Origin of the sequence: Rhodococcus sp. NPDC059969 (assembly GCF_042738325.1) — a bacterium.
Taxonomy (GTDB): Bacteria; Actinomycetota; Actinomycetes; order Mycobacteriales; family Mycobacteriaceae; genus Rhodococcus_F.
Genome location: NZ_JBHWUF010000001.1, coordinates 325,893 through 349,417 on the forward strand (window position 1 = coordinate 325,893; position 23,525 = coordinate 349,417).

Sequence of the window (23,525 nt, forward strand, 5' to 3'; positions counted from 1 at the left end):
TCACAGGTTCAGCTGTGACAAATAGACAGATCGTTACGTCCCAGTCCGCGAGCGACACCGTCGTCACCCCTGGGGGCGATTCAGGTTAGGTGAATCGTCTTCGAGTACATCGTGGCCAATCGATTCGGTGTTACTGAATCGAAATATTCAAACCTTCAACCGTCGGTGATGCTGATCACATCACCTGGGTGACTCCGGTGGCACGAGCCCGCAGCGTTCCAATTCGTAGGCCGGAACCCGGTCGAATCGGTACTTCGCGAAGTCGAATGCCTGCTGAAAGTTCTGTTTGAATCGGGCCCAGGTCAGCTCGGAGCGGTACGACGTCAGCAGCTCCTGCGTTTCCGGGCAGGTGATGGCCAGCTTCGCGTCCGCAACCCAGTCCTCGTCGAGGAAGAACGGCAGCCACGGGCGAACGTCGATCATTCCCGTGTCCGCGACTACCCAGTCCGGATAGAGATTCTTGTCGTGCCCGATCCGGCCGTCCTCGAGTCGCTCGGTGTGAGCTGCCAGCGGGTACGCCAGACCCATCTGATCGAGCACCCGGACGTCGAGGCCGACGTTCATGCTCGTCATTCCGAGGTTGAGGAAGAAGACGACGTGCTCGGCCGGCTCTTCGAGCGGTCCGGGCGGTGGGACGACGAACCAGGAGTCGTAGCTCGCCGACGGCAGCAGCAGCCCACCCTCCGGGGTCCGCGCGATGGTCTCGACCATGGCACGCATTCGCGGATAGTCGAGGTAGTCCTCGGCGAGGATCGGATGCTTGTGACCGGTGTTGAGTGCGTAGAACGCGCGCTCGTCGACGATTCCCGAACGACCCACCACCGAGCCTTCCGGCATCCCCGTCGTGTTTGCGGCGAAGAAAGCCCAGATGATCGTGCCGATCCACAGCACCGCCGAGACACCGAAGATCGCGGTGTCGCGGTGACTGCCGAACGCCGATCTGGCGGGCACCCGCAACGGAATGACCGCGACCGGGATGAGCAGGCAGAACAGCACCGGCAACAGGACACGGCCGTGCATGAAGTCGCCGCCGACGCGCAGCGAGTAGACCCCGAGGATCAGCCCACTGCCGAGAATGAAGGTGACAATCGCCCGCGGGGTACGCAGGAACTGTTGAAAGCGCTGCCACAGCGGACGTGCTGGTTGATCGGTGGCGGTGGCAGGTGCATCCGCTCGGCTTCGCCACACGAGCAGCAGCGCACCGATGAGCAGGAACAGCAACGGCAACCAGAGCAGGTACGGCCCGACGAGGTTCCACAGGTACGCAAAGCCCTGCGCCCACTTCGCGCCACCGGCGTCCTTCGACACCGCGGTGTTCGGGTACGGCAAGGCGTAATAGCCCATTCGCCAGATCTGATAGGCCACCGGGACAAGTCCGGCGACGACCACGATCAGTGTGCGAATCTTCCAGGTCAAGCCGGCGGAGAGAACGATCATCATCAACGCGGCAGCACCGGGAATCGCCATCTCGGGTCGAACCAGTGGTCCGAGACCGGCAACGAACGAGAGAGTCAGGATCGACGCCGTGGACGGCGTCGACGCCTGCGCCCACCGAACGAGCAGTAGCCACAAGAGCGCGATCCAGAAGATCACCAGGCACGTTTCGAGCCCGGACGTGGCGAAATCTCTCGCAGGCGGGACCGCGATGTAGACGAGAACACCTGCCGGGACCAGCAGGATCGTTCCTCCCGCCGACGGCCGAACGCCGCGGTACAGACGACCGGTGCCGAGCATCGCCAGCACGACGGCGGCCGTCGAGAGCACGAGCGCGATCGTCAGGACGACGTATTCGAGGCGGATCTGTGTGAGCCAACTGAACGCGTAGACGATGTACGTCCACGCGGTACTCGTGTTCGCCTCGACACGCTCACCCGCATTGAAGACCGGGCCGTTTCCCGCCAGCAGATTGCGGACGGTTCGTAAGACGATCAGTCCGTCGTCAGCGATCCAGCGACGCTCCCACGCACCCCAGAACATGAGGGCAGCAGCAAGCACCACCCCGCCGAGAAAAACTCCTCGACTGAGGGTGGTGCGATTCGCCGCAGTGTCGACGTGCGGGTCGGCCTCGGTGCGTGGCTCAGACGAGGTAGACAGCGACACCCACTACTCCGATCCACGCAATCGCGAGGAGTTGCAGCACCCGGTCACCGAGCGCGATCTCCTCAGGCTCTCCGGCTTCGCCGCCGTCGACGTCCACCGCGTATCGCAGCACCGCGATGGTGAACGGCACCATCGAGATGGCGTACCAGTTGGTGCCCTTGATGGCGTCCTGTTGGAACGCCCACAGTCCATAGCAGAGGACCAGCGTCGTCGCTGCCATCGTCCACACGAAACGCAGGTACGTCATCGTGTAGCTCTCGAGGGACTTACGGATCTTCGCGCCGGTCTTCTCGGCCAACTGCAGCTCGGCGTAGCGCTTGCCTGCGGCCATGAAGAGCGAACCGAACGCCATCATCAGCAGGAACCACTGCGAGAGATCGATCTCGGCGGCAACGCCACCGGCGATCGCTCGGAGCAGGAAGCCGGACGAGACGATGCAGATGTCGATGACGGCTTGATGCTTCAGACCGAAGCAGTACGCGAGCTGGATGACGATGTACACGCCCATGACCACGGCGAGTTGCCAGTTGGCCAAGAACGAGAGACCGATCGCGCCGGCCAGCAGTACGACTGCCATGCCGTAGGCGATATTGACGGGCAGAACTCCGGCCGCAATGGGACGGAACCTCTTCGTGGGGTGTGCTCGGTCGGCTTCGACGTCCATCGCGTCGTTGACGAGGTAGATGCCCGATGCCGCCATACAGAACACGACGAACGCCAGCGCGACGGGCAGGAGCACGTCGGCTTCGGTGGCGGTTCCGGCCGCGATGGGCGCTGCCAGCACAAGGACGTTCTTGACCCACTGACGTGGGCGAAGCGCCTTGACGATGCCGGCGGGCAGCGACTTCGGGGGTCCGCTGACCGTAGCCGGTTCCTCGCTCATTTATCTCCACATTTCTGTTCGGCTCTGGCTTCTTCGACCCGGCGAACTACCGCCGCGGATGCGGCTCCCAGTGCCGCTCCGGCGAGTACGTCGGTCGGGTAGTGAACTCCCAGGACCAGACGCGAGAGCATCATCGGGGGCACCAGCAACGCCGGTAAGGGTAGCCCGGTGAGTCGACCGATCAGCACAGCCGCTGCCGTCGTCGACGTCGCGTGTGAAGACGGGAAGCTGAGCTTGCTCGGTGTCGAGACGTTGACCTGCACCGACGGATCTGAAGGCCGCTTGCGCCGGACGACTCGTTTGATCACCACGGAGGCGGCGTGTGCACCGAATGCTCCGACAGCTGCTCCGGCCCATTCGCGTCGACGCGGCTTGTCCACGGCAGCTCCGACGGCAGCGATCGCGATCCACCCGAGGGAGTGCTCACCGAAGTGAGACATACCGCGGGCGACCTTGACAGCTCCGGGCAGTTGCCCGACGGTCGATTGAATTCCGGCCAGAATCTGTACTTCAGGAGATACCGAAGACACGTTCCCACCTTTCCGTGCTGGTCAGTGAAGGAACGGCGTCCTGGTACTGCTTCTTGAGCTCAGGGAAACGTGCGGCGAGCTCGCGCCGCAAACGCATGGCTTCCTTGAGCAGTTCGAGGGCCTGCTTGGGGTTGCGCTTGCGGTAGACGACGCCGCGGCCGTCGGCGGTGGTGACGGTGACGCCGTCGACCTGTGAGAGCAGGTACCACCTTGCGTCGATGGTCGGCACGTTGAGCTGAGGACGCTCGTGATGCTCCGGGTGCGCAGGCTTGAGGTTGTGTACCACGGCCTTGCCGACGCGGACGATCTTCGCGACCGGGTTGGTCGGCGCGCTCACGTCCCCGACCTCGGCGCCGGAGGGCAGCGGTAGCGCGGTCGCGGAGGGCACCACGACGGCGTCGGGGTACTCCTTGCGCTGCGCGTGGACCTCACCGAGTGCCGTCGGCAGCATGTTCGCGACGTGTTCCGGTCCGGCGAGGAAGTCCGCGATTGCCTTGTTCTGGATCGCGACGGTGGAGTATTCGAGGCACAGCAGGTGCTTGAGAGTCGCCTTCACCGTGTTGACGACAAGGCCGCGGCCGTTGCCCGGCATGTGGAGCGCGGCCACCACCAGACGGTTACGGAGGTGGAAGTACGCCTGCCAGTCGATGGCGTCGTCCTTGTCGCTCCAGGCCATGTGCCAGATCGCGGCACCGGGCAACGTGACGGTCGGGTATCCGGCTTCCTTTGCGCGCAAACCGTATTCGCAGTCGTCCCACTTGATGAACAGTGGCAGCGGCTGCTTGAGTTCTTCCGCGACCTGGCGCGGGATCATGCACATCCACCAGCCGTTGAAGTCGACGTCGATGCGGCGGTGCAGCAGTTTCGAATCTCGCAGCGAATTCTTGGAGAAATCGTGGTCGTATTCGACGTTCGGCGCGGCAGACCACATGAAGATCCCGCGGTTGACCACTTCACCCATCACGTGGAGGTGGCTGCGTTCCTGCAGGTTGAGCATCTGCCCACCCACCAGCATCGGCGACTTCGCGAAGCGCGAGAAAGCGAGCGCGCGAAGGATCGAGTCGGGTTCGATCTCGATGTCGTCGTCCATGAACAGGATGTGCTGGCACTGCGTGGTCTTGAGTGCCTCGTACATGATTCGGCTGTATCCGCCGGAGCCGCCGAGGTTGCCCTGATCGTGAATGGCGAGCCGATCACCAAGTGCTGCAGCAGCTTCGGCGAACCCGGGTTCGTCGCGAACCTTGCGGGTGCCCTGGTCCGGCATGATGACGGCCTTGATCACGTCCGACACCAGCGGATCCGAAGACAGCGCAGCCAGAGCCTTGACTGCGTCGGTCGGGCGATTGAACGTCGGAATACCAACGGCGACCGTCGCTTCGCCGGGAGCCTCGACGGGCGCGTACCAGCCACCACTTTCTACGACTACGGCTGTATCAGTGGTGATGTCGAACCAGATCCAGCCGCCGTCCTCGAACGGTGCCAGTTCCACCTCGAGTTCGACCGCGGCATCGCCGTCGGCAAATTCCTTGCCTTCCACGTGAATTCGCGAGGAGTCCGCCTTGGAACGGTAGACATCGACGCGGCCGTGTCCGGACAGTTCGAGCCGAAGGACCACAGATTTCAGGATGGACCAGCGACGCCAGTAGCTGGCGGGGAACGCGTTGAAGTACGTGGCGAAGGAGACCTCTGTCTCGGCTCCGAGCGCGACGGACGTACGCGAGGTGGAGTGAGCCCGACGACTGTTGGTCGAAGCTTCCTCCAGGTACAGCGTGCGAACGTCGAGTGGTTCGCCGGCGCGGGGAAGGATGATCCGAGAGAGCAGGGACTTGCCGAGGTAGGTCACCTCGTCGCCGGTGACGGCGTCTTCGCCTTCGAGTAGATGACGTGCGTTCATTCGTTCTCCCCTGCCAATTCCGCACCCGTTTCGAGATGCGGGCGCAGGGTGTTCTCGAACATGGTCAGCGCGCTGGCGATTGCCATGTGCATGTCCAGGTACTGGTAGGTGCCGAGACGTCCACCGAAGAGGACCTTGTTCTCCGCGGTCTCCTTCTTGGCGCGTGAGCGGTACGCGGAGAGCTTCTCGCGATCCTCGGGCGTGTTGATCGGGTAGTACGGCTCGTCCTTCGCCTCCGCGGCACGTGAGAACTCACGCATGATGACGGTCTTGTCGGCCGGGTACTCGCGCTCCGGGTGGAAGTGACGGAACTCGTGGATGCGGGTGAACGGGACGTCCGCGTCGTTGTAGTTCATGACGGGGGTGCCCTGGAAGTCCCCGGTGGGCAGAACCTCGGTCTCGAAGTCGAGGGTGCGCCATCCGAGCGAACCTTCGGAGTAGTCGAAGTAGCGGTCGAGCGGGCCCGTGTAGATGACAGGTGCGTCGGGGCTGGCGGTGCGAAGTTCGTCGCGGACGTCGAAGTAATCGGTGTCGAGGCGGACCTCGATCTTCGGATCCTTTGCCATGTTCTCGAGCCACGCCGTGTAGCCGTCGACGGGCAGACCCTCGTACGTGTCGTTGAAGTAGCGGTTGTCGAAGTTGTAGCGGACCGGCAGGCGGCTGATGTTCGCCGCGGGCAGCTCGGTGGGGTCGGTCTGCCACTGCTTTGCGGTGTAGTCACGCACGAATGCTTCGTAGAGCGGGCGTCCGATCAGGGAGATCGCCTTCTCTTCGAGGTTGGAGGCATCCTTCGAGTCGATCTCGCTGGACTGCTCGGCGATGAGGGCGCGTGCTTCTTCGGGCGTGAAGTACCGACCGAAGAACTGCGACACGAGGCCGAGTCCCATCGGGAACTGGTACGCCTGTCCCTTGTGCAGCGCGAAGACGCGGTGCTGGTAGTTCGTGAACTCCGTGAACTGGGTGACGTAGTCCCAGACCTTCTTGTTGGAGGTGTGGAACAGGTGGGCACCGTACTTGTGGACCTCGATGCCGGTCTCCGGCTCTGCCTCCGAGTATGCGTTTCCCCCCAGGTGGTGACGGCGATCCAGCACCAGCACGCGCTTACCCAGTTGGGTAGCGGCACGCTCGGCGATGGTCAGCCCGAAGAATCCCGAACCGACGACGATCAGGTCGTACTGGGCACGGGCGGTCTCTGAATTTGCAGCGGTCACGATGAACCAGGGTATCGGACCTGTTCGGAAGCCGAGGGTTGGATGCGTCACCAGGGCCGATGCGGCAAGTCAGGACGCTGCGAGACCGATCAGACCCACGGCACTCGGCACACCCGTCGCATCGAAACCGATGGTGATCGGTTCGTCGACCGGAAAGTGCGCGGGAAGAAGAAGGAGTCCCTCCGACGCGCAGCGTTCGAGAAGTGCTCGGCGGGTGTCCCTGGCGATGTCGGGGTCAGCGTCACCGCCCTGGCTGAGGTCCGGGTACAGAAACTGAATCGGATGGTGGATCACGTCGCCGGAGATGACGGCGCCACCGTCGGCGGTGCGAATCTCGATCACGATGTGACCCGGCGTGTGACCGGGCGCGCTGCGCACGACGACGCTTGTGCCTTCGGACTCGGCCAGGACATGGCCGTCGTCGACTGCCGCCCACTTCGCCCCGTCCAGAACGGGACGGACGCTGTCCTCGAAGGTCTGCGCGAGATCCGAGACCACTCCTTCGTGTGGACCGTCGGCGGCCAGTTGTTGGAGCGCGGCCAGTTCGGTGCGGTCGAAAATGTAGGTCGCGCGGGGAAAGGTGGGCCGCCAGGTTTCGGCGTCGAGGTTGGTGTTCCAACCACAGTGGTCGGGGTGCAGATGTGTGCTGACCACCAGATCCACGTCGTCCACGGCAACGCCGGTGGCTGCGAAGCGCGAGAGGTAGTCGGTGCCGAACATGTGATGCGGCAAGAGGTTCGGCCGGTGCTTGCTGTTGCCGTTGCCGGTGTCGACGACGATCGCCTTGCCGCCGATCTCCACCAGGTAGGTGTGGATGGCAAGCACGAGGTCACCACTACCCTCGTCGAAGAACTCCGGTGTCAGCCGCGCCGACGCTTCACTGATCTCGGCCTCACTCGCCTGGGGAAAGAGCTCTCGCGGCGGAAACGGCCAGTGCGCCAGCTCTGTCAGTTGGGTGACGCGTGCCGACCCGACGTCGATGGTGAAGCTCATCAGTGTTTGCCTTCCGAACAGCTCGATACCGCTTGTGGGCACACACAAAGGCACCCACCGAAATGCTCGGTGGGTGCCTGGTCGGTGTCAATGGTTTTCGACGCCGGTGATCAAAGACTCTTCGCGATGATGCCCTTCATCACTTCGTTGGCGCCGGCGTAGATCTTCTGGACGCGGGAGTCCTCGTACATGCGCGCGATCGGGTATTCACGCATGTAGCCGTATCCGCCGTAGAGCTGCACGCACCGGTCGACGACGGCGCATTGCTGCTCGGTGAGCCAGTACTTGACCATCGCGGCGTCTGCGCCGTCCAGCTCGCCGTTGAGGTGATCCTCGATGCAGTTGTCGAGGAAGACACGGCAGGTGCGTGCGATCGTCTGGCACTCGGCCAGCTCGAAGGCGGTGTTCTGGAACTCGAAGAGACTGTGCCCGAACGCTTGACGCGCCTTGGTGTATGCGACGGTCTCCTCGACCGCACGCTCGATGGTGCCGATGGCCTGCGCGCCGATGATGAGGCGTTCCTGCACCAACTGCGCCATCAGTTGACCGAAACCGAGACCCTCGGACTCGCCGAGGAGATTCGAGACCGGAACGCGAACGTCGGTGAAGGACAGCTCGGACGTATCGGCGCCGTGCTGACCGACTTTGTCGAGCACGCGGCCGACGGCAAAGCCTTCGCAGTCACGAAGATCCACGATCAAGAGCGAGACTCCCTTGGCCCCGGCCTTGGGATCGGTCTTGACGGCGAGCACGATCATGTCGGCGCTGCCACCGTTGGTGATGAAGGTCTTCGACCCGTTCACTACGTAGTGGTCACCGTCGCGGATCGCGGAGGTGGTGATGGCCTTGAGGTCGGAACCTGTTCCGGGTTCGGTCATTCCGATGGCGCCGAGGATTTCACCCGTGGCCATGCCAGGCAGCCAGGCCTTCTTCTGCTCTTCGTTGCCGTACTCGAGGACGTAGTGGGCGACGATGCCACTGTGCACCGAGTTGCCGAGTGCGTAGTCACCGCAATAGCCCTGCGCCTCGAAGACAGCGAGATCGTGCGCGAAAGTTCCACCGCCCCCGCCGTATTCCTCGGGAATCGAGCAGCACAGCAGGCCGAGCTTGCCGGCTTCGAGCCACACGGATCGGTCGACGCGATGCTGAGCGTCCCACTGCTCACGCTTGGCGATCAGTTCACGATCGAAGAAACCACGGGCCAGTTCGGCTACTGCGGTGATCTCGTCGTCGTGCCACGACGGCTTGCGCTTGGTCGCCATGATCAGACCCGCTTCAGCAGGGCTGCGAGTGCCTGTCCGCCGCCGATGCACATGGTGACGATGCCGAATTCGAGGTCGCGCCGGACCATGTCGCGGGCCGCGCGCAGGGTCAGGATGGCTCCGGTGGCGCCGACCGGGTGTCCGAGGGCGATTGCTCCGCCGTACGGGTTGGTCTTCTCCGGATCCAGGCCACTGTCACGGATGACGGCGATGGCCTGCGAAGCGAACGCCTCGTTGACCTCGGCGGTGCCGATGTCGGAGGGCTTCAATCCTGTTTGCGCAAAGAGCTTTTCGAGAGCGAGCACGGGAGCGTAGCCCATCAGGCCGGGCTCCATGGCTGCTGTCGTGACTGTTTCGAGCGTGACCAGTCCGGTGAGGCCGCGCTTGGCTGCCTCGGTGCCCGTCGCGAGGACGAGTGCGCCGGCGCCGTCGTTGATGCCCGACGCGTTACCGGCAGTGACGGATCCGCCCTCTTCGAATGCGGGGCGCAACTTGGCGAGGGTTTCGACGGTGGTTCCGGGCTTGGGATGCTCGTCCTCGGTGACTGTGACGGAGCGCCGACCACCGGTCTCGACGGGAGTGATTTCCTCGGCGAATGCTGCCTTCGCTGCGTCGGTAGCGGCGCGGCGCTGCGATTCGACGGCGAACTCGTCCTGCTGCTCGCGGCTGACGCCGTACTTGCGGGCGACGGCTTCGGCGGTGCGGCCCATGTGGGCTTTGCTGAACGGGTCGGTGAGCATGGCGACGGTGCCGTCGACGAGGCTGCGATCGCCGAGCTTGTAGCCGGATCGGGCAGCGAAGTCGTAGAACGGCATGCGGGACATGCTCTCGTCGCCGCCGGCGAGGGTGATGGCAGCTGCGCCCCAGCGCATCTGCATCGCCGCAGACCACACGGCCTGCAGGCCGCTGCCACAGAGGCGGTTGACGGTGTAGGCGGGGACGTTCTCGGGCAGCCCGGCGGCGATGCCCACGCGTCGTGCGTTGTAGGCGTCGGGGCCGACCTGGCCGATGCAGCCCATGACGACCTCGTCGATGTCTTCGGGTGCAACGCCGGCGCGGCTCAGCGCGGCCTTGGCTGCTGCGGCGCCCAGCTCGTGTGCGGGGACGTCCTTGAAGACGCCGCCGAAGCTACCGACGGGGGTCCTGGCCCCGTCGACGATGACGATCGGTTCGGGTGTGGTCATGATTGTCCCCATCTGCTGTGCTCACGTCGATTTCTTCGTCCGTGGCCGATACTAGGACATCGAAGTATCTCGCAGATGGGGACGTTGGTGTCAGGGTGTGGGAGCGCTCTCGGCCACCGGTACGACCTCGGTCTCAGTGGCTTCGGCGTCTTCGGGGTCTTTGTCGTTCCGATAGCGGTAAAGCCCGATACCCACGAGGATCGCTGCGAGTCCCAGGGACACGAACATCTGACTGCGAGTCGAGTCCAGAGTGAGCATGCCGATGCAGAGCGCGATGATGGCTGCGATCGTGGCGTAGGTCAGGTACGGGAAGAACCACATCTTCAGCTCCAGCTCCTGGCCCGACGCTTCGAGCTTGCGGCGAGTGCGCAGCTGGGACACCGAGATGACGAGCCAGACGAACAGCGCGATCGCACCGGAGGAGTTGACCAGGAACAGGAAGACCTTGTCCGGGGAGAGGTAGTTCATGCCGACGGTCAGGAAGCCGACGATCGTCGAGACCAGAACCGCGCGCATGGGTACGCCGGTCTTCTCGATACGTGAGAGCGACTTGGGGGCGTCGCCGCGGCCGGCGAGGGAGAAGATCATGCGGCTCGCGGTGTAGAGACCGGAGTTGAGGCAGGACAGAACCGACGTGAGGACGACGACGTCCATGATGTTGCCTGCGGCCGGAATGCCGTACGAGTCCATGACGGCGACGTACGGGCTGAGCGCGACGGACGCGCTGTCCCAGGGAAGCAGCGTGACGACAACGGCGATCGAGCCGATGTAGAAGATGAGGATTCGCCAGACGACGGATTTGACGGCTGCGCGAACGGCTTCGAGCGGGTTGGCCGATTCACCGGCGGCGATGGTCGCGATTTCGGCGCCGAAGAACGAGAACACGACCACAAGGACTGCGGCGAGCATGGCTCCTGTTCCGTTCGGCAGGAAACCGCCGTGACCGGTCAGGTTGGTCATTCCCGGTGCTTCGACGCCCGGCATCCATCCGCAGATCGCCACGACACCCATGCCGAGGAACGCGATGATGGCGACGACCTTGATGGACGCGAACCAGAACTCGAACTCACCGAAGGACTTGACCGAGATGATGTTGGTCAGCGTCAGCACGATCATCAGAATCAATGCCCAGGTCCACTGGGGAACGCCGGGAACCCAGCGATTCATGATGAGGGCACCGGCGGTGGCCTCGATGCCGAGCACGATGATCCAGAACCACGCGTACAGCCAGCCGATCGAGAAGCCCGCCCAGCGGCCGATGGCCTTGTCGGCGTACGACGAGAACGAACCGGTTTCCGGCGACGCTGCCGACATCTCACCGAGCATGCGCATCACGAGGATGACGACGACGCCGGCGAGTGCGTAGGAAATCAGGACGCCTGGGCCCGTCTCCTGGATCGCCACACCGGAGCCGACGAACAGTCCGGCGCCGATGACGCCCGCGATCGCAATCATCGACAGATGCCGCTTCTTCAGCGTGTGCTGAAGTGCGGGCGGTTCTGTACTGGACATCAGTACTCCTCGTTGGCTGTTCGGGACGTGGATCTCGGTGACGCTCTGCTGGAGCGCAATTTCGATAGCGCCAGTGTCGGACCTTCGGCAAGCTCGCGTCAGGCTCCACTTTGTACAAACGTGACCGCAGGCACTACAAAGTGGCGGGTTCGGGGTGCCAGACTGGACCCATGCCCATCACGCTCCGTCAACTCTGTGCGACCGAACAGTTCGGCCTTCGCGTCCTGGCTGGGCACGACCAGCTCGATCGCACCCTGACCTGGGCACATGTCTCCGAACTTCCCGATCCGACGCCTTTCCTCGACGGCGGTGAACTACTGCTCATCACCGGGGTGTCACTACCGACGACGGCCGCGGAAACGACCCGATTCGTACGAACCCTGGTTGCGGCCGGAATTGCCGGAATCGGTTTCGGAACCGGCCTCGGATACGAGCAGGCGCCGCAGACTCTGGTGGATGCGGCCACCCGTTTCAGTGTGCCCCTACTCGACGTCCCTTTGCGAACACCTTTCATCGCCCTGACCAAAGCGGTGTCGAAGGCGCAATCCGACGACGACATGAAAGCGCTGCGCAGCAACTACCAGAGCCTGCGGCGACTACTTCAAGCTGCGGTGACGGTCAACGGCACCCGGGCGGTCGTACGACGGGTGGCGGAATTGATCGGCGGATGGGCAGCACTGCTGGACTCGGCCGGTCATACCGTCGAGATCTCGCACACCGCCGCGGCCGCGGGAATCGAGCGAACGGCCCCTGAGCGCGATGCTCGCCCGATGGAGGTCAGCTTCCTCACGAGTGAGAACGAGGACGTCATCTCCCATCCCCTGCTGACGTCGAGGGGAAAGCTGATGGGATACCTCGTCGCCGGTTGCCCTGGCGCCGTCGGTTCGCTGAATCAGGGCATCGTCATCGCAGCCGCATCTCTGCTCACCTTGATGACGGCTCGGACCCGAGATGCGCAGTTGACGATGAACCACTTGCGCACCGTTGCGATGCATCAACTGTTCGAAGGCCAGAATGCGCTCGCCCGCAACATCTCCGGTGAACTATGGGGAGGATTTCCGGTCGAACCTTTCCAGGTCTTCCACGTAGCGGGTCCCAGCGGCCTGCTCGAGAGCGTGTCCGTCTCACTGCTCGACGGCCTCAGCCGCGATCTGGCGTTCGGCATCACCGACGGTGCACTGATTGCCGTCGTCTCGGCTACCGACAGCGGGCGAATCCTCGCCCGTGTCAACGAAATCGACGTCACCGTCGGCGTGTCGGACATGCTGTGGTGGGACGATCTCTCGCGCGCCAGACGCCAAGCAGCGCAAGCAGCAGCCGAGGCCGGTGCCCGCAACCTGCCTTCGATGCGGTTCGCCGAACTCTCGGAGAGCGGATTGTCCGCATTTCTCGACCAGGATCGCTCGACGGCATTCGCGGCGGCACACTTGCGCCCGCTTCTGGAAGCGAAGGGCGGTAGCGATCTCTACCGGACCTTGGCCATGTGGCTGGCACACAACGGGGTGGGCGACGCCGCAGCAACAGCGCTGAATATTCATCGACATACGTTGCGCAGCAGACTCGCTCGGATCGAGAGCCTTCTTCAGCTCGATCTCGGCTCCCCCACGGAACGCGCGGAGTTGTGGCTCGAGTACCGTCTGCTCGGCGACGCTCCGACCATCTGACAAGTCGACCGATATCCCCTGAAGCGACCTGAAGGGCCCCCACCGGATTGCGGCGGAGACCCTTCAGAGTCGATACGTGCGAGTCGCTACCGACCGACCTTCCCCTAGCTTCCGCCCGTCGGTATCCACTCGCGGAGCACGTTGGCATCAACTACCTGCGCACCCAAAACCTTTGTCCAGATGATGGTTCCGTTTTCGTAGACACGGAAAGTGCCTGCTTCGGAGGGCAACTGCATCTCCGGGCCGACAGGAGCACCGAGAGAGCCGGTTTCACCGCCGAGCTCCCGATACTTCTTCTCGATCTGCGTCTCCGTAACCGTACCCGATGGATCCAGGGATTGCGAATTGGATTCCGGCACTGTCGATTCCGAATCCGGTGCCACTACCACACCGGCACCGTCACCGATGGTGAACCAGTCCGATTTCAGGCCGAGTTTCTGACGGAATTGCATTCCGGTGGCACCGACCGTGCCGCCTGTACCGACCACCTCGACTGCCGTCACTCGTCCACCGTCGGTGCCGAACCCGTTGCGCGAGAGAATCTTGAGTGATTGCAGCTCGCCGACGCCGAAGGCGTCCGCAATCTGCCCTGCGGTCAGATTCACGGTCCAATCGTGATTGGGAGACAGCGCGTCGCCAAGATCTTCGACGGCCGGGAACTCACCGCCGGAGCTGTAACCTCCTGTGGACGAAGAGAATTCAGTGGCTACGATCTTGCCGTCACGTGACAGAACGGCGCCGGCGGTGGAGCGAACCGCTTCGGTGGTGCGGGGATCTTCCTTGCCCGCCCCGCCGTACACCTGGCAGTCCTGCGTGTCGCAGGTGTCGGCGTACGAGGACCGATGTTCGGTTGCAGCATACGAGCGCGCTGCCACGGCTTGAGCCCGGAGTGCTTCGGCCCCACCGGAATCCGCCCATTCCGCCTTTGCCTCCACCGGCACTACGCCGAGCAGGTAATCCTCCATGTCGAGAAGATTCACCGTCCGCGCCGAGCCGTTGTCGAGCACTACGCCGAGGGCACCACGATAGGGCGCGTCGTTGTCGCACAGCTTCAGGAACTGGTCGGCGGGTCGATCAGGACCGAGATCCACCGGGTCCACCCACGGATGATCGGTGACCGCTTCCCAGACGACCCCACCACCACATCCACTGGTGACGACCACCTGTGCACCGCCACCGGGCAGTGCAGTGAGGTGGGCAGCCTCGCCGGGCGCGGTGCGCTGGCCGTTGACCACCAGGCCGGCGTCGGAGTAGACGTCGAGCGTCGAGTTGTCCTGGGCCGTGAGCCGCACACTCATCTGCGCGGGCGGAATGGAGTCCAGGACAGTTCCGCCGTAGTAGTGACTGAGGATTCGCTCGCCGGACCACCCGTCATTCTTGGCGTAGCCGTAAGCGCCCCACTGACCCATTCCCCGGCCGTGTCCGTTGCCGTGACCGGAGAGCGTGAATTGTGTATCGGCGGCGACGGCGTGCAAAATCGACGGCTCGTCAGCGCGGATTTGCGTGAAACCTCCGATCGCGACGCCGAGTGCGAGAGCTGGAACGAGTCCGAGGACCGAGACCCGCATCAGTGAGGTTCGCCTCCCGGGTCCGCCCACCAGAAAGCGACCTGCGCGACCGGACACAGGCTTCTTACCTGCAGTTCCGCTTCTTCCGCTTCTCGCCATCAATGCTCTCCTCATCGCTACCGGCCTCACGAGTCCGCGAAGTCGGTACTCCGCGCGCAGGCCAGTCCACAACGATTTAACTAAAGTCTCACCCTAAGGTTGAGCGTTATGGACTTTTGTGACTAGTGTGGCAAGAGTGTTTGGAGTTAGCAACACCAGTCACACGAGTCACACCAGCATCACGAGTTGCAGACGTACGCGTCCGAAAACTGGAGTTCAACCCCAGAACATGGCATCCGACCTGCTCGGATCCGGTTTTGAAGGATTCCGTTCACGGCCGTCATCGGCCCTGAAGTTCGCTCGCAAGTAACTACAACCGAGGAGTAATCCCTTGCCACACCGTCGACCGAAGCCCTCGCTCGTACTCGGGGCTGTAGCCGCAGTGGCTGTCGCAAGTCCTTTTGCGGTCTACGGCTTCACGAGCACTACGTCCGATGTACGTTCCGCGAACGAAACGACGTCAGTAGCAGTGCCGACCCAGATCGCAGAGGTGCTCCTCGCGTCGGTGCCCGACATCATCATTCCGGTCAAGGAGCTGACCGGTCTCGATCTCCCCGACATCAACCTCGGTGATCTGAGAAACCTCAAGCTCCCGACCGAAATCCCGCTACCTCCCGGGGTCACGCTGCCGACCGAGCTGTTCCCGGCACCCGCTGCTCCCGGCGGCCCGACCGAGACCGCTCCGGTTCCTTCCCTGGAAGAGCCAGGCGCAGTGGTCAAGGAAGTCACCCGCGACACTCCGTTCAGCATGGTCGCGTTGACCTCGGACACGATCGCCTCGGCGCAGTCCAAGGTCCGCGCCCTCGCCGAAGACGGCACCTGGGGCCCGTGGTTCACCCCTGACGCCATCGACTCCGCCAGCTCGGATCAGGCCACCAACTCCGGTACCGCCACCGAACCGGTCTTCGTCGGCGCCACCAAGTCCATCCAGATCCTCACTCCGCAGGGTGCCGCTGCCCCCGCAGCCGAGGCTGTGCCGGTTCCGGCTCCGGAAGCAGCACCCGTGCCGGAAGCCGCACCGGCTCCGGAAGCCGCACCCGCTGAGGCGCCTGCGCCTGCTGAAGCACCCGCGGCCACCGGCGAACTCGGGTACACCCCAGCTTCGGTGTCCAAGCCGCTTCGCCAGGTGACGACGGCGGCAGATGCCGTCACCGCCGTGTTGATCGACCCGGGCGCCAGCGAGGCAGACAGCAATCTGCAGGCGGTCGCAGCGCCGCTCGGCGGCAGCGGACCGTCCGTCATCACCCGCGCACAGTGGGGAGCAGACGAGTCACTTCGGTGCGACTCCCCCACGTACGACGACTTCATCGGCGGCGCGACCGTTCACCACACCGCGGGTAGCAACAACTACACCAAGGAAGAATCGGCCGGCATCGTCCGCTCGATCTACGCCTACCACGCACGGACTCTCGGCTGGTGCGACGTCGGATACAACGTCCTCGTCGACAAGTACGGTCAGACCTTCGAAGGCCGCGCAGGCGGACTCGACAAGGCAGTGCAGGGCGCACACGCCGGCGGATTCAACGAGAACACCACCGGTATCGCGATGATGGGTGACTACTCGACCGTCGAGCCTTCGCAGGCGACGCTCAACGCCGTCGGCAAGTTCCTCGGTTGGAAGCTCGGCCTGGCCGGCCTCGACCCGAAGGGCCGAACGACTATGTACTCCGAGGGCACCGAGTTCACGCCGTACCCGCAAGGCGCAGCAGTCGATCTGCCGATCATCTTCGCGCACCGCGACGTCGGAAACACGGCTTGCCCTGGCGATGCCGCATACGCACACATGAACGACATCCGGAACATCGCGGCCGCGAACATCGGGGGATCGTTGAACCCGTCGAACCCCTCCAATCCGTCGACGCCTGCGCCCAAGCCGACCACTCCGGTCGACACGGTCACCGGTGGCACCGGATCGTCGATCCCGGATCTGGTCACCCAGATTCTGAAGATCACTGACAATTCACCGCTTGCGCAGAAGTGGATCGCCGAAGGTGGTGACCTCGGACGCCTCGGCCAGGCGCTGTCCGGAATCCTGCAGGCGAAACTCGGCAACCAGGGTGCGTTGTTCCAGAACGGCGCTGTTTACACCTCACCCAACGGCGGAGTGTTCACCGTGCTCGGCGAGATCTTCAAGTCGTGGCAGAGCTTCGGTTCCGACGCTGGTGAACTCGGATTGCCGATCTCGGACGAGTACTCGATCCCGGACGGCCTGCGCAGCGACTTCGAGAACGGTTCGCTGATCTTCAACCAGATCACCGGCATGGTCACCAAGGTCCTCAAGACCTACAACGAAACCTTTGCCCAGGAAATGGCCAACAGCGCGCCTGTCGGCTGACAGCCGAGCAGTACACGTCCTCGGGCGCTGGTGGGTTCTACGACCACCAGCGCTCGAGGACTTTTGCGACCCCGTTCTCCGAATTGGTGTCCGTGACCTCGTCCGCTGCGGCTTTGGCTTCGGGGTGAGCGTTCCCCATAGCCACGCCGAGGCGTGCCATCCCCAGCATCGGGATGTCGTTGGGCATGTCCCCGAAGGCAACCAGACCCGACAGGTCGAAACCGAACCGCTCCGCGGCGGCAACCAGTCCCGATGCCTTCGTGATTCCCGGCGCCGAAAGTTCGATCAGTCCGTTCTCGGTGGAGTACGTCATGTCGGCGAGCGCACCGACGTGTGGGGCGAGCGTGTCGTACATCGCCGTGCTGGTCATGCCCGGACGACGAATCAGGAGTTTGACGGCAGGCGCCGCAAGCACTTCGTCCTCGGACATCTCGGTGTTGTCCGGATTGAGCCAGGCGTGTTCGTAATCCGGTGAGCTGACGAACTGCGGAGTGGCGGCGTCATGTGCGCTCTCCCCCACCCGTTCCGCGGCCAAACCCGACCCGGGGAGTGCAACCAGAGCCAGTTCGGAGAGTTCGGTGAGTGCGTCCACCGACAAGGTCGCGGCACTGAGGACGCGGTCGGCGTAGCTGTCGTACACAACGGCTCCGTTGGCACAGACGGCGAGTGGCGCGTATCCCAAGCCTTCGACGACGGGCGAAATCCAACGCGGAGGACGCCCGGTTGCCAGTAGGAACGGCGTGCCGGATTCGACGACGGCATGCACGACGGCGCGGGTGCGGGCGCTGACCAACTCGTCGTGATCGATCAGGGTGCCGTCGACATCGGAGGCGACCAAGGTCGGGCGGTCAGGGCTGATACGACGGTCTGGGCTCACACCGCCATTGTGCCCGTCCGGTACGACGGTCTCGTTCAGCGCGCCCGCTTCGCGCGTCCGCACCGCACCGGACATCGCGAAACCTCGAGAGATTCGCACAAATCGCATTTCAGTCCGACCGGTCTGGTATCTATTGCGGGAGAACACGACTTTCACAAAGGGAGAAACGCCCATGTCCGTGCCGCCCGATCTGCCCCCGCCGCCCTACGGGAACTCCCAGCCCTATGGGAACTCCCAGCCTTACGGGAACTCGCAGCCTCAATTCCAGGTGCCTCCGCCGCAACCGCATCCTGAGAAGAAGTCGAGGAAGTGGCCGTGGATTGCCGGTGCGGTCGTCGTGTTGCTCGTCGTCGCAGGCCTCCTCGGTGGACGCGACAAGGACGACTCGAAGTCCACCGCTGCACCGACCACCACCGCTGCACCGACTACCACTGCTTCTACGACGCCTGCAGCTGTCGCACCGATCGTCAGTGCGCCGCCCGCTGCTCCCGCCCCGCCGTCCAGCAAGGTGGCGGCGCCCACGACGACCACTTACCAGGCGCCTGCACCTGTGGTCACTCCGACAGTTGCGCCTGCCCCGGCCAGGCCGCAGGTCAGTTCCGGTCAGCGGAACGCCGTCCGATCTGCCCAGCAGTACATCGACATGACTGCCTTCTCCCGTAGCGGACTGATCGAACAGCTCGAGTACGAAGGGTTCTCCACCGAGGATGCGACGTACGCGGTGGATAATTTGAACGCGGACTGGAACAAGCAGGCTGCACTGAGCGCCGAGCAATACCTCGAGATGACGTCGTTCTCCAGGTCCGGACTGATCGAGCAGCTCGAATACGAGGGCTTCACGAGTGAGCAGGCCGAGTACGGAGCTGACGCCGTGTACTGACGCATCAGCGCACCGCGCCCTTCTCTCAGCGCGTCCGCTTCGCTCGTTCCTGTGCGTCCATTGCGGCGGCTTCCTCCGGTGTGGGTGCACCACCGCCGAGTCGACGAGGCACCCGGTAAGCCCCGGGCTCGTGCACGAACCCGTCCTGCACGTGGCGCAGGATTGCATCCATCTCGATGCGCAGGATCTCGCTCAAGGCTTCGGCGGGTTCGACCGGATCGATCGGTGCGCCCACTTCCACCGAGATCGGGAAGTGATTGCGGCCCAGATTCTTCGGTCCGCCCTTGGTGACGATCCGCTGGGCGCCCCAGACGATCAGCGGAATGATCGGAACACCGGCGTCGATGGCCATCCGAGCTGCCCCGGATTTCATTTCCTTGATCTCGAAGCTCCGGCTGATCGTCGCCTCCGGGTAGACGCCCACCAACTCGCCCCGCTTCAGGGCGTCGACTCCGGCTCGATACGCCTGCGCTCCGGCAGAGCGATCGACTTCGATGACTCCGCATCCACGCATGAGGAAGCCGAGTACCTTGTTGTCCGCCAACTCGGCCTTGGCCATCACCCTGAGCTTGCGTTTTGCAGTGCCGACCGCCAGAGCGGCCGGGATGAAATCGAGGTAGCTCGTGTGGTTGATCGCGATGACGGCGCCACCGGACACCGGGACGTTCTCAGTCCCGGTGCGGGTGACCTTCACACCCTGGAAACCGCTCAGACCACGCGCGACTACCTCGACGGCGGTGTAAACGGGTTCGAAGGACATCGGTCAGCCTTCGGACTTCCGCGCCTCGCGTGCTTTGGCTTTTGCCGCGGCTTCGTCGGCGTCCATCTTGTCCGCCTGCTCGAGCGTCGGCGCGCTGCCACCGAGGCGGGCAGGCACCCAGTACTCACCTGCCGGATGGTCGTAGTTCTTCTGCAGATCGAGCAGCAACTCCTGCATTGTCGAGTGCAGCTTCGCCGTCAGCTCACTCGCCGGCTCGAAGGGCGCGATCGGCTCGCCGACGGCAATGGAGATAGGAGTGTTGGTGCGGCCCAAACGCTTCGGATAACCCTTCGTCCAGACGCGCTGAGCGCCCCAGATGACGACGGGAACGATCGGGACGCCCGCCTCGATCGCCATCCGGGCGGCACCGGACTTGAATTCCTTGATCTCGAAGCTCCGACTGATCGTGGCTTCGGGGTACACGCCCACCAATTCGCCGCGCTTGAGGAAATCGACGGCTGCCTTGTAGGAGTCTGCGCCGGCCCCGCGATCGACCGGGATGTGCTTGAGGGCCCGCATGATCGGTCCGGAGATCTTGTTGTCGAAGACTTCCTTCTTGGCCATGAACCGGATGTAGCGCTTCGGGGTCCGCGCCGGCAGTCCCGCATACGTGAAGTCCATGTACCCGGTGTGGTTGATCGCGATCACGGCGCCACCGGACGCCGGGATGTTCTGCTCTCCCTTGACGGAGAACTTCAGGCCCTCGAAAGCGAAGACGGTACGGGCGATGCCGATGACTGTTCTGTAAACGGGATCCACAGTTCGCTAGCGTAGACGGGAATCCGTGATCTGACCCGCAGCAGTTCTGGGGTGGATGTTGGTCAGAATGTCGCAAAAGGGGCGTACGAACGAATGAAGTCGGCAGGACGAGCGGCAGTGGGGGCAGTCGCACTCGCCATGACGTTGGCGATAACCGCATGTGAGGACGACGGACGGACGGGAATCCTGACGGACGAACCTTCGCCTCCGACGACGGAAACCACGACGACAACCACTCTCGCACCCACGACGACTATTGCGCCCGCCGCGCCGGTCGCGCCACCGCCGGTTGGTGACGTACCCGGCAATCCGGCCGCTGCGCCGGCCTTGGCAGCCTGGGCGACGGACCTGGTGTCTTTGGACGTGGACGCGCTCACCAACGCGTGCTGGACGATCCCGCCCACAACGATCGCCGACCGATATTCGGATGTGCCCGCCATCTTGACGGCCATCTCAGCACCAGGTATCGACGGCCAGTACGCGGTCACGTGGAGTGGCGGCGGGCTCTCCGTCGCCGCCAAGCGCTCGGAGATCGCCTCCGGATATGCGTGCCCGTTCGTCTTCCCTGCGGGGCAATCCAATTTCTACACCCCGGCCGACGCTTCCCATGCCGTCGTCAGGTTTCTCTCACGCGCCACGGGACGGCCGGTCAATACCCGCGACGTCGAGACGTTCTATCCGCTGATCTGCCCCGGCAACAGCCCGTGGGATCCGGACGGCACCGGCGCCACCGGCCAGCCGCCACTCAAGCTCGATCCGAATCAGCTGGCCGGTATCAAGTCTTTCGACGCCGAAGCTGCAACAGTCACTCCGGTTCGCGGCGACTACGTCCGTGTCACCCTGCCCGTCAGCGACGGAACCGGTAACTCACGCTCGATGCAGTTCACCCTGTCGATCGGCCCCGAGGGATATTGCCTCGGGGCCGCGACCTGAACTGTTCCGGTCAGGAACCGAACGGAAGGAAATCGCTCGAACCAGCACTGCCGGAACCGAGGCTGCCTGAGCCACCGCCGGTTGCAGCCTTGATCTGAATTGCGTGGGCAGTCGAGGTCGAGCCCGTGAATCCGGCTGCGCCGCTGTAAATTGCCGTGATCGAGTGCGTGCCAGTTGTCGTGAAGGTGTGGTTGAGCGCCGCGATCCCGTTGACCACCGCAACAGCGTCACCGATCGGGGTGTCCCCATCCATGAACTGCACGGTTCCACCGTTCTGCACCGAACTGACAGCCGCCGACAGGGTCACCGACTTGTTCACGACGGCATCGGCAGGCACCGTCACCACAGTTTCCGTGGTGACATCCGAAGGCGCAGGATCCGTCACATTCACCGTTCGAGCCTGCGCCGAAGACCCGATTACACCGGCTCCGCCCGAGTACACCGCCGTGATGCTGTGTGCACCAGCAGAATTAAATGTATGCGACAGACCAGCAACTCCGGCCGTCACCGCTGAAGGACCGCCGATTGCAACGCCGCCGTCGTAAAACTGCACGGTACCGACACCGACAGCGTCATCCGACGACGTCCGGACGGATGCCCACAAGTCTTTCGCCACACCAGTTTTGGCGTCGGTGGGGACATTCAGTTCAACTACGGATTCCTGGTCGGCAACGCTGACCTGAACAGACTTCGCACTCGCAACCGAGTTCTTGAATCCGGCGCCCGCAGTGAAATCAGCGGTAATGCTTTGCGCACCAGCAGCATCGAACGCATGCGACAGCGTCGCAACACCCGAAGCAACTGCAACCGGCGAACCGATCGCCGTGCCGTTCGACTTGAACTGCACCGTGCCCACAGCAGTGTTCGGAGCAACCGTCGCCGTCAGGTCAACCGCCGTACCCGTGATCGCCGTCGCGGGAACCGAGAGTGACGTCGTCGTCTCCACATCCACCGGAGCCGGATCCGAGACCGTCACCGTCTGAGCTGATGCCGACGAACTGACAAAGCCTGCACCGGCAGTGAAATCAGCCGTAACACTCTGAGCGCCAGCAACATCGAACGAATGACTCAATGTCGCAACACCGCCAGTCACTGCCACCGGGGAACCGATCGCCGTGCCGTTCGACTTGAACTGCACAGTGCCCACAGCAGTGTTCGGAGCAACCGTGGCCGTCAGGTCAACAGCAGTACCCGTGATTGCCGTAGCCGGAACCGACAGTGACGTCGTCGTCTCGACATCAACCGGAGCCGGATCAGAGACCGTCACCGTCTGAGCCGACGCCGACGAACTCACAAAGCCAGCACCAGCGGCGAAGTCAGCGGTAACTCTCTGAGCGCCAGCAGCATCGAACGCATGCGACAGAGTCGCGGTCCCACCGGAAACCGTCACCGGAGAACCGATCGCCGTGCCGTTCGACTTGAACTGCACAGTACCCACAGCAGTGTTCGGAGCAACCGTGGCCGTCAGATCAACCGCCGTACCCGTGATCGCCGTCGCGGGAACCGAGAGTGACATCGTCGTCTCGACATCAACCGGAGCCGGATCCGACACGGTCACCGTCTGAGCCGACGCCGAGGAACTCACAAACCCCGCGCCCGCAGTGAAATCAGCGGTAACACTCTGCACGCCAGCAACATCGAACGAATGGCTCAATGTCGCAACACCCGAGGAGACTGCAACCGGAGAACCGATCGCCGTGCCGTTCGACTTGAACTGCACCGTACCGACAGCGTTCGAGGGAGCAACCGTCGCGGTCAGATCAACCGCCGCACCGGTAATCGCCGCAGCCGGAACCGACAGTGACGTCGTCGTCTCGACATCAACCGGAGCCGGATCGGACACCGTCACCGTCTGAGCAGACGCCGACGAACTCACAAAGCCCGCACCGGCAGTGAAGTCAGCGGTAACACTCTGAGCGCCAGCGGTATCGAACGCATGCGACAGAGTCGCGGTCCCACCGGAAACCGTCACCGGAGAACCGATCGCCACACCATTCGACTTGAACTGCACAGAACCCACAGCAGTGCTCGGAGCCACCGTCGCCGTCAGATCAACCGCCGCACCGGTAATCGCCGTAGCC

18 protein-coding genes are annotated in these 23,525 nt (G+C 63.7%); 4 read left to right on the forward strand and 14 right to left on the reverse strand.

What is annotated here, in order from left to right; translation table 11 throughout:
- Nucleotides 1-180: 180 nt before the first annotated feature.
- From zomB to ACFWAD_RS01585, 9 genes are all read right to left on the reverse strand, one after another.
- Entirely contained in the window at nt 181-2,100 is a 1,920-nt protein-coding gene (zomB, locus tag ACFWAD_RS01545; RefSeq protein ID WP_378540799.1) for a flagellar motor control protein ZomB, read from the reverse strand.
- Entirely contained in the window at nt 2,078-2,983 is a 906-nt protein-coding gene (locus ACFWAD_RS01550; RefSeq protein WP_003943808.1) for a decaprenyl-phosphate phosphoribosyltransferase, read from the reverse strand. Before ACFWAD_RS01550 ends, zomB begins: the two co-directional genes overlap by 23 nt.
- Nucleotides 2,980-3,513 carry a phosphatase PAP2 family protein gene (locus ACFWAD_RS01555; protein WP_378540801.1) on the reverse strand — a complete coding sequence of 178 codons (534 nt, stop codon included), beginning with the start codon at nt 3,511-3,513 and terminating at the stop codon, nt 2,980-2,982. Before ACFWAD_RS01555 ends, ACFWAD_RS01550 begins: the two co-directional genes overlap by 4 nt.
- The gene (locus ACFWAD_RS01560; RefSeq protein WP_003943981.1) at nt 3,494-5,407 is read right to left on the reverse strand and encodes a glycosyltransferase; all 1,914 of its coding nucleotides are present in this window, start codon (nt 5,405-5,407) and stop codon (nt 3,494-3,496) included. Before ACFWAD_RS01560 ends, ACFWAD_RS01555 begins: the two co-directional genes overlap by 20 nt.
- Nucleotides 5,404-6,618: a UDP-galactopyranose mutase gene (gene glf / locus ACFWAD_RS01565; RefSeq protein ID WP_378536524.1), complete on the reverse strand. Its 1,215-nt coding sequence runs from the start codon at nt 6,616-6,618 to the stop codon at nt 5,404-5,406. The genes ACFWAD_RS01560 and glf overlap by 4 nt, the downstream gene beginning before the upstream one ends.
- Before the next feature lie 69 nt (nt 6,619-6,687).
- Entirely contained in the window at nt 6,688-7,611 is a 924-nt protein-coding gene (locus ACFWAD_RS01570) for an MBL fold metallo-hydrolase (RefSeq protein WP_378540804.1), read from the reverse strand.
- 110 nt (nt 7,612-7,721) lie between these two features.
- Nucleotides 7,722-8,873, reverse strand: a complete 1,152-nt coding sequence (locus ACFWAD_RS01575) for an acyl-CoA dehydrogenase family protein (RefSeq protein WP_283306458.1) — start codon at nt 8,871-8,873, stop codon at nt 7,722-7,724.
- Nucleotides 8,874-8,875: 2 nt separating this feature from the next.
- Nucleotides 8,876-10,057: a thiolase family protein gene (locus ACFWAD_RS01580; RefSeq protein WP_007731825.1), complete on the reverse strand. Its 1,182-nt coding sequence runs from the start codon at nt 10,055-10,057 to the stop codon at nt 8,876-8,878.
- Nucleotides 10,058-10,147: 90 nt separating this feature from the next.
- Nucleotides 10,148-11,569, reverse strand: a complete 1,422-nt coding sequence (locus ACFWAD_RS01585; protein ID WP_378540807.1) for an amino acid permease — start codon at nt 11,567-11,569, stop codon at nt 10,148-10,150.
- Nucleotides 11,570-11,739: 170 nt separating this feature from the next.
- Here ACFWAD_RS01585 and ACFWAD_RS01590 point away from each other — a divergent pair, with 170 nt between their 5' ends.
- The gene (locus ACFWAD_RS01590; RefSeq protein WP_003943944.1) at nt 11,740-13,233 is read left to right on the forward strand and encodes a PucR family transcriptional regulator; all 1,494 of its coding nucleotides are present in this window, start codon (nt 11,740-11,742) and stop codon (nt 13,231-13,233) included.
- A 104-nt stretch (nt 13,234-13,337) separates the two neighbouring features.
- Here ACFWAD_RS01590 and ACFWAD_RS01595 read toward each other — a convergent pair whose 3' ends face one another.
- The gene (locus ACFWAD_RS01595; RefSeq protein ID WP_378536516.1) at nt 13,338-14,900 is read right to left on the reverse strand and encodes a SpoIID/LytB domain-containing protein; all 1,563 of its coding nucleotides are present in this window, start codon (nt 14,898-14,900) and stop codon (nt 13,338-13,340) included.
- A gap of 331 nt (nt 14,901-15,231) precedes the next feature.
- Between ACFWAD_RS01595 and ACFWAD_RS01600 the strand changes: the two genes are divergently transcribed.
- Nucleotides 15,232-17,235 carry an N-acetylmuramoyl-L-alanine amidase gene (locus tag ACFWAD_RS01600; RefSeq protein ID WP_378540809.1) on the forward strand — a complete coding sequence of 668 codons (2,004 nt, stop codon included), beginning with the start codon at nt 15,232-15,234 and terminating at the stop codon, nt 17,233-17,235.
- Nucleotides 17,236-17,272: 37 nt separating this feature from the next.
- Here the strand turns inward: ACFWAD_RS01600 and ACFWAD_RS01605 are convergent, their stop codons facing one another.
- Nucleotides 17,273-18,094 carry an HAD family hydrolase gene (locus tag ACFWAD_RS01605; RefSeq protein WP_317553712.1) on the reverse strand — a complete coding sequence of 274 codons (822 nt, stop codon included), beginning with the start codon at nt 18,092-18,094 and terminating at the stop codon, nt 17,273-17,275.
- 190 nt (nt 18,095-18,284) lie between these two features.
- Between ACFWAD_RS01605 and ACFWAD_RS01610 the strand changes: the two genes are divergently transcribed.
- A complete protein-coding gene (locus ACFWAD_RS01610) occupies nt 18,285-18,992 on the forward strand; it encodes an Ltp family lipoprotein (protein ID WP_378540812.1) in 708 nt (235 codons plus the stop codon).
- Between the two features lie 25 nt (nt 18,993-19,017).
- On the opposite strand, the gene ACFWAD_RS01615 is transcribed toward ACFWAD_RS01610, so the two are convergent.
- Nucleotides 19,018-19,752 carry a lysophospholipid acyltransferase family protein gene (locus tag ACFWAD_RS01615; RefSeq protein WP_378540815.1) on the reverse strand — a complete coding sequence of 245 codons (735 nt, stop codon included), beginning with the start codon at nt 19,750-19,752 and terminating at the stop codon, nt 19,018-19,020.
- Nucleotides 19,753-19,755: 3 nt separating this feature from the next.
- Nucleotides 19,756-20,511, reverse strand: a complete 756-nt coding sequence (locus ACFWAD_RS01620) for a 1-acyl-sn-glycerol-3-phosphate acyltransferase (protein WP_230817678.1) — start codon at nt 20,509-20,511, stop codon at nt 19,756-19,758.
- A gap of 93 nt (nt 20,512-20,604) precedes the next feature.
- Here ACFWAD_RS01620 and ACFWAD_RS01625 point away from each other — a divergent pair, with 93 nt between their 5' ends.
- On the forward strand, nt 20,605-21,444 hold the full coding sequence (locus ACFWAD_RS01625; RefSeq protein ID WP_378540818.1) for a hypothetical protein: 840 nt from the start codon (nt 20,605-20,607) through the stop codon (nt 21,442-21,444).
- Between the two features lie 10 nt (nt 21,445-21,454).
- On the opposite strand, the gene ACFWAD_RS01630 is transcribed toward ACFWAD_RS01625, so the two are convergent.
- The coding region (locus ACFWAD_RS01630) for a beta strand repeat-containing protein (RefSeq protein WP_378540820.1) at nt 21,455-23,525 on the reverse strand (2,071 nt) is incomplete at its 5' end.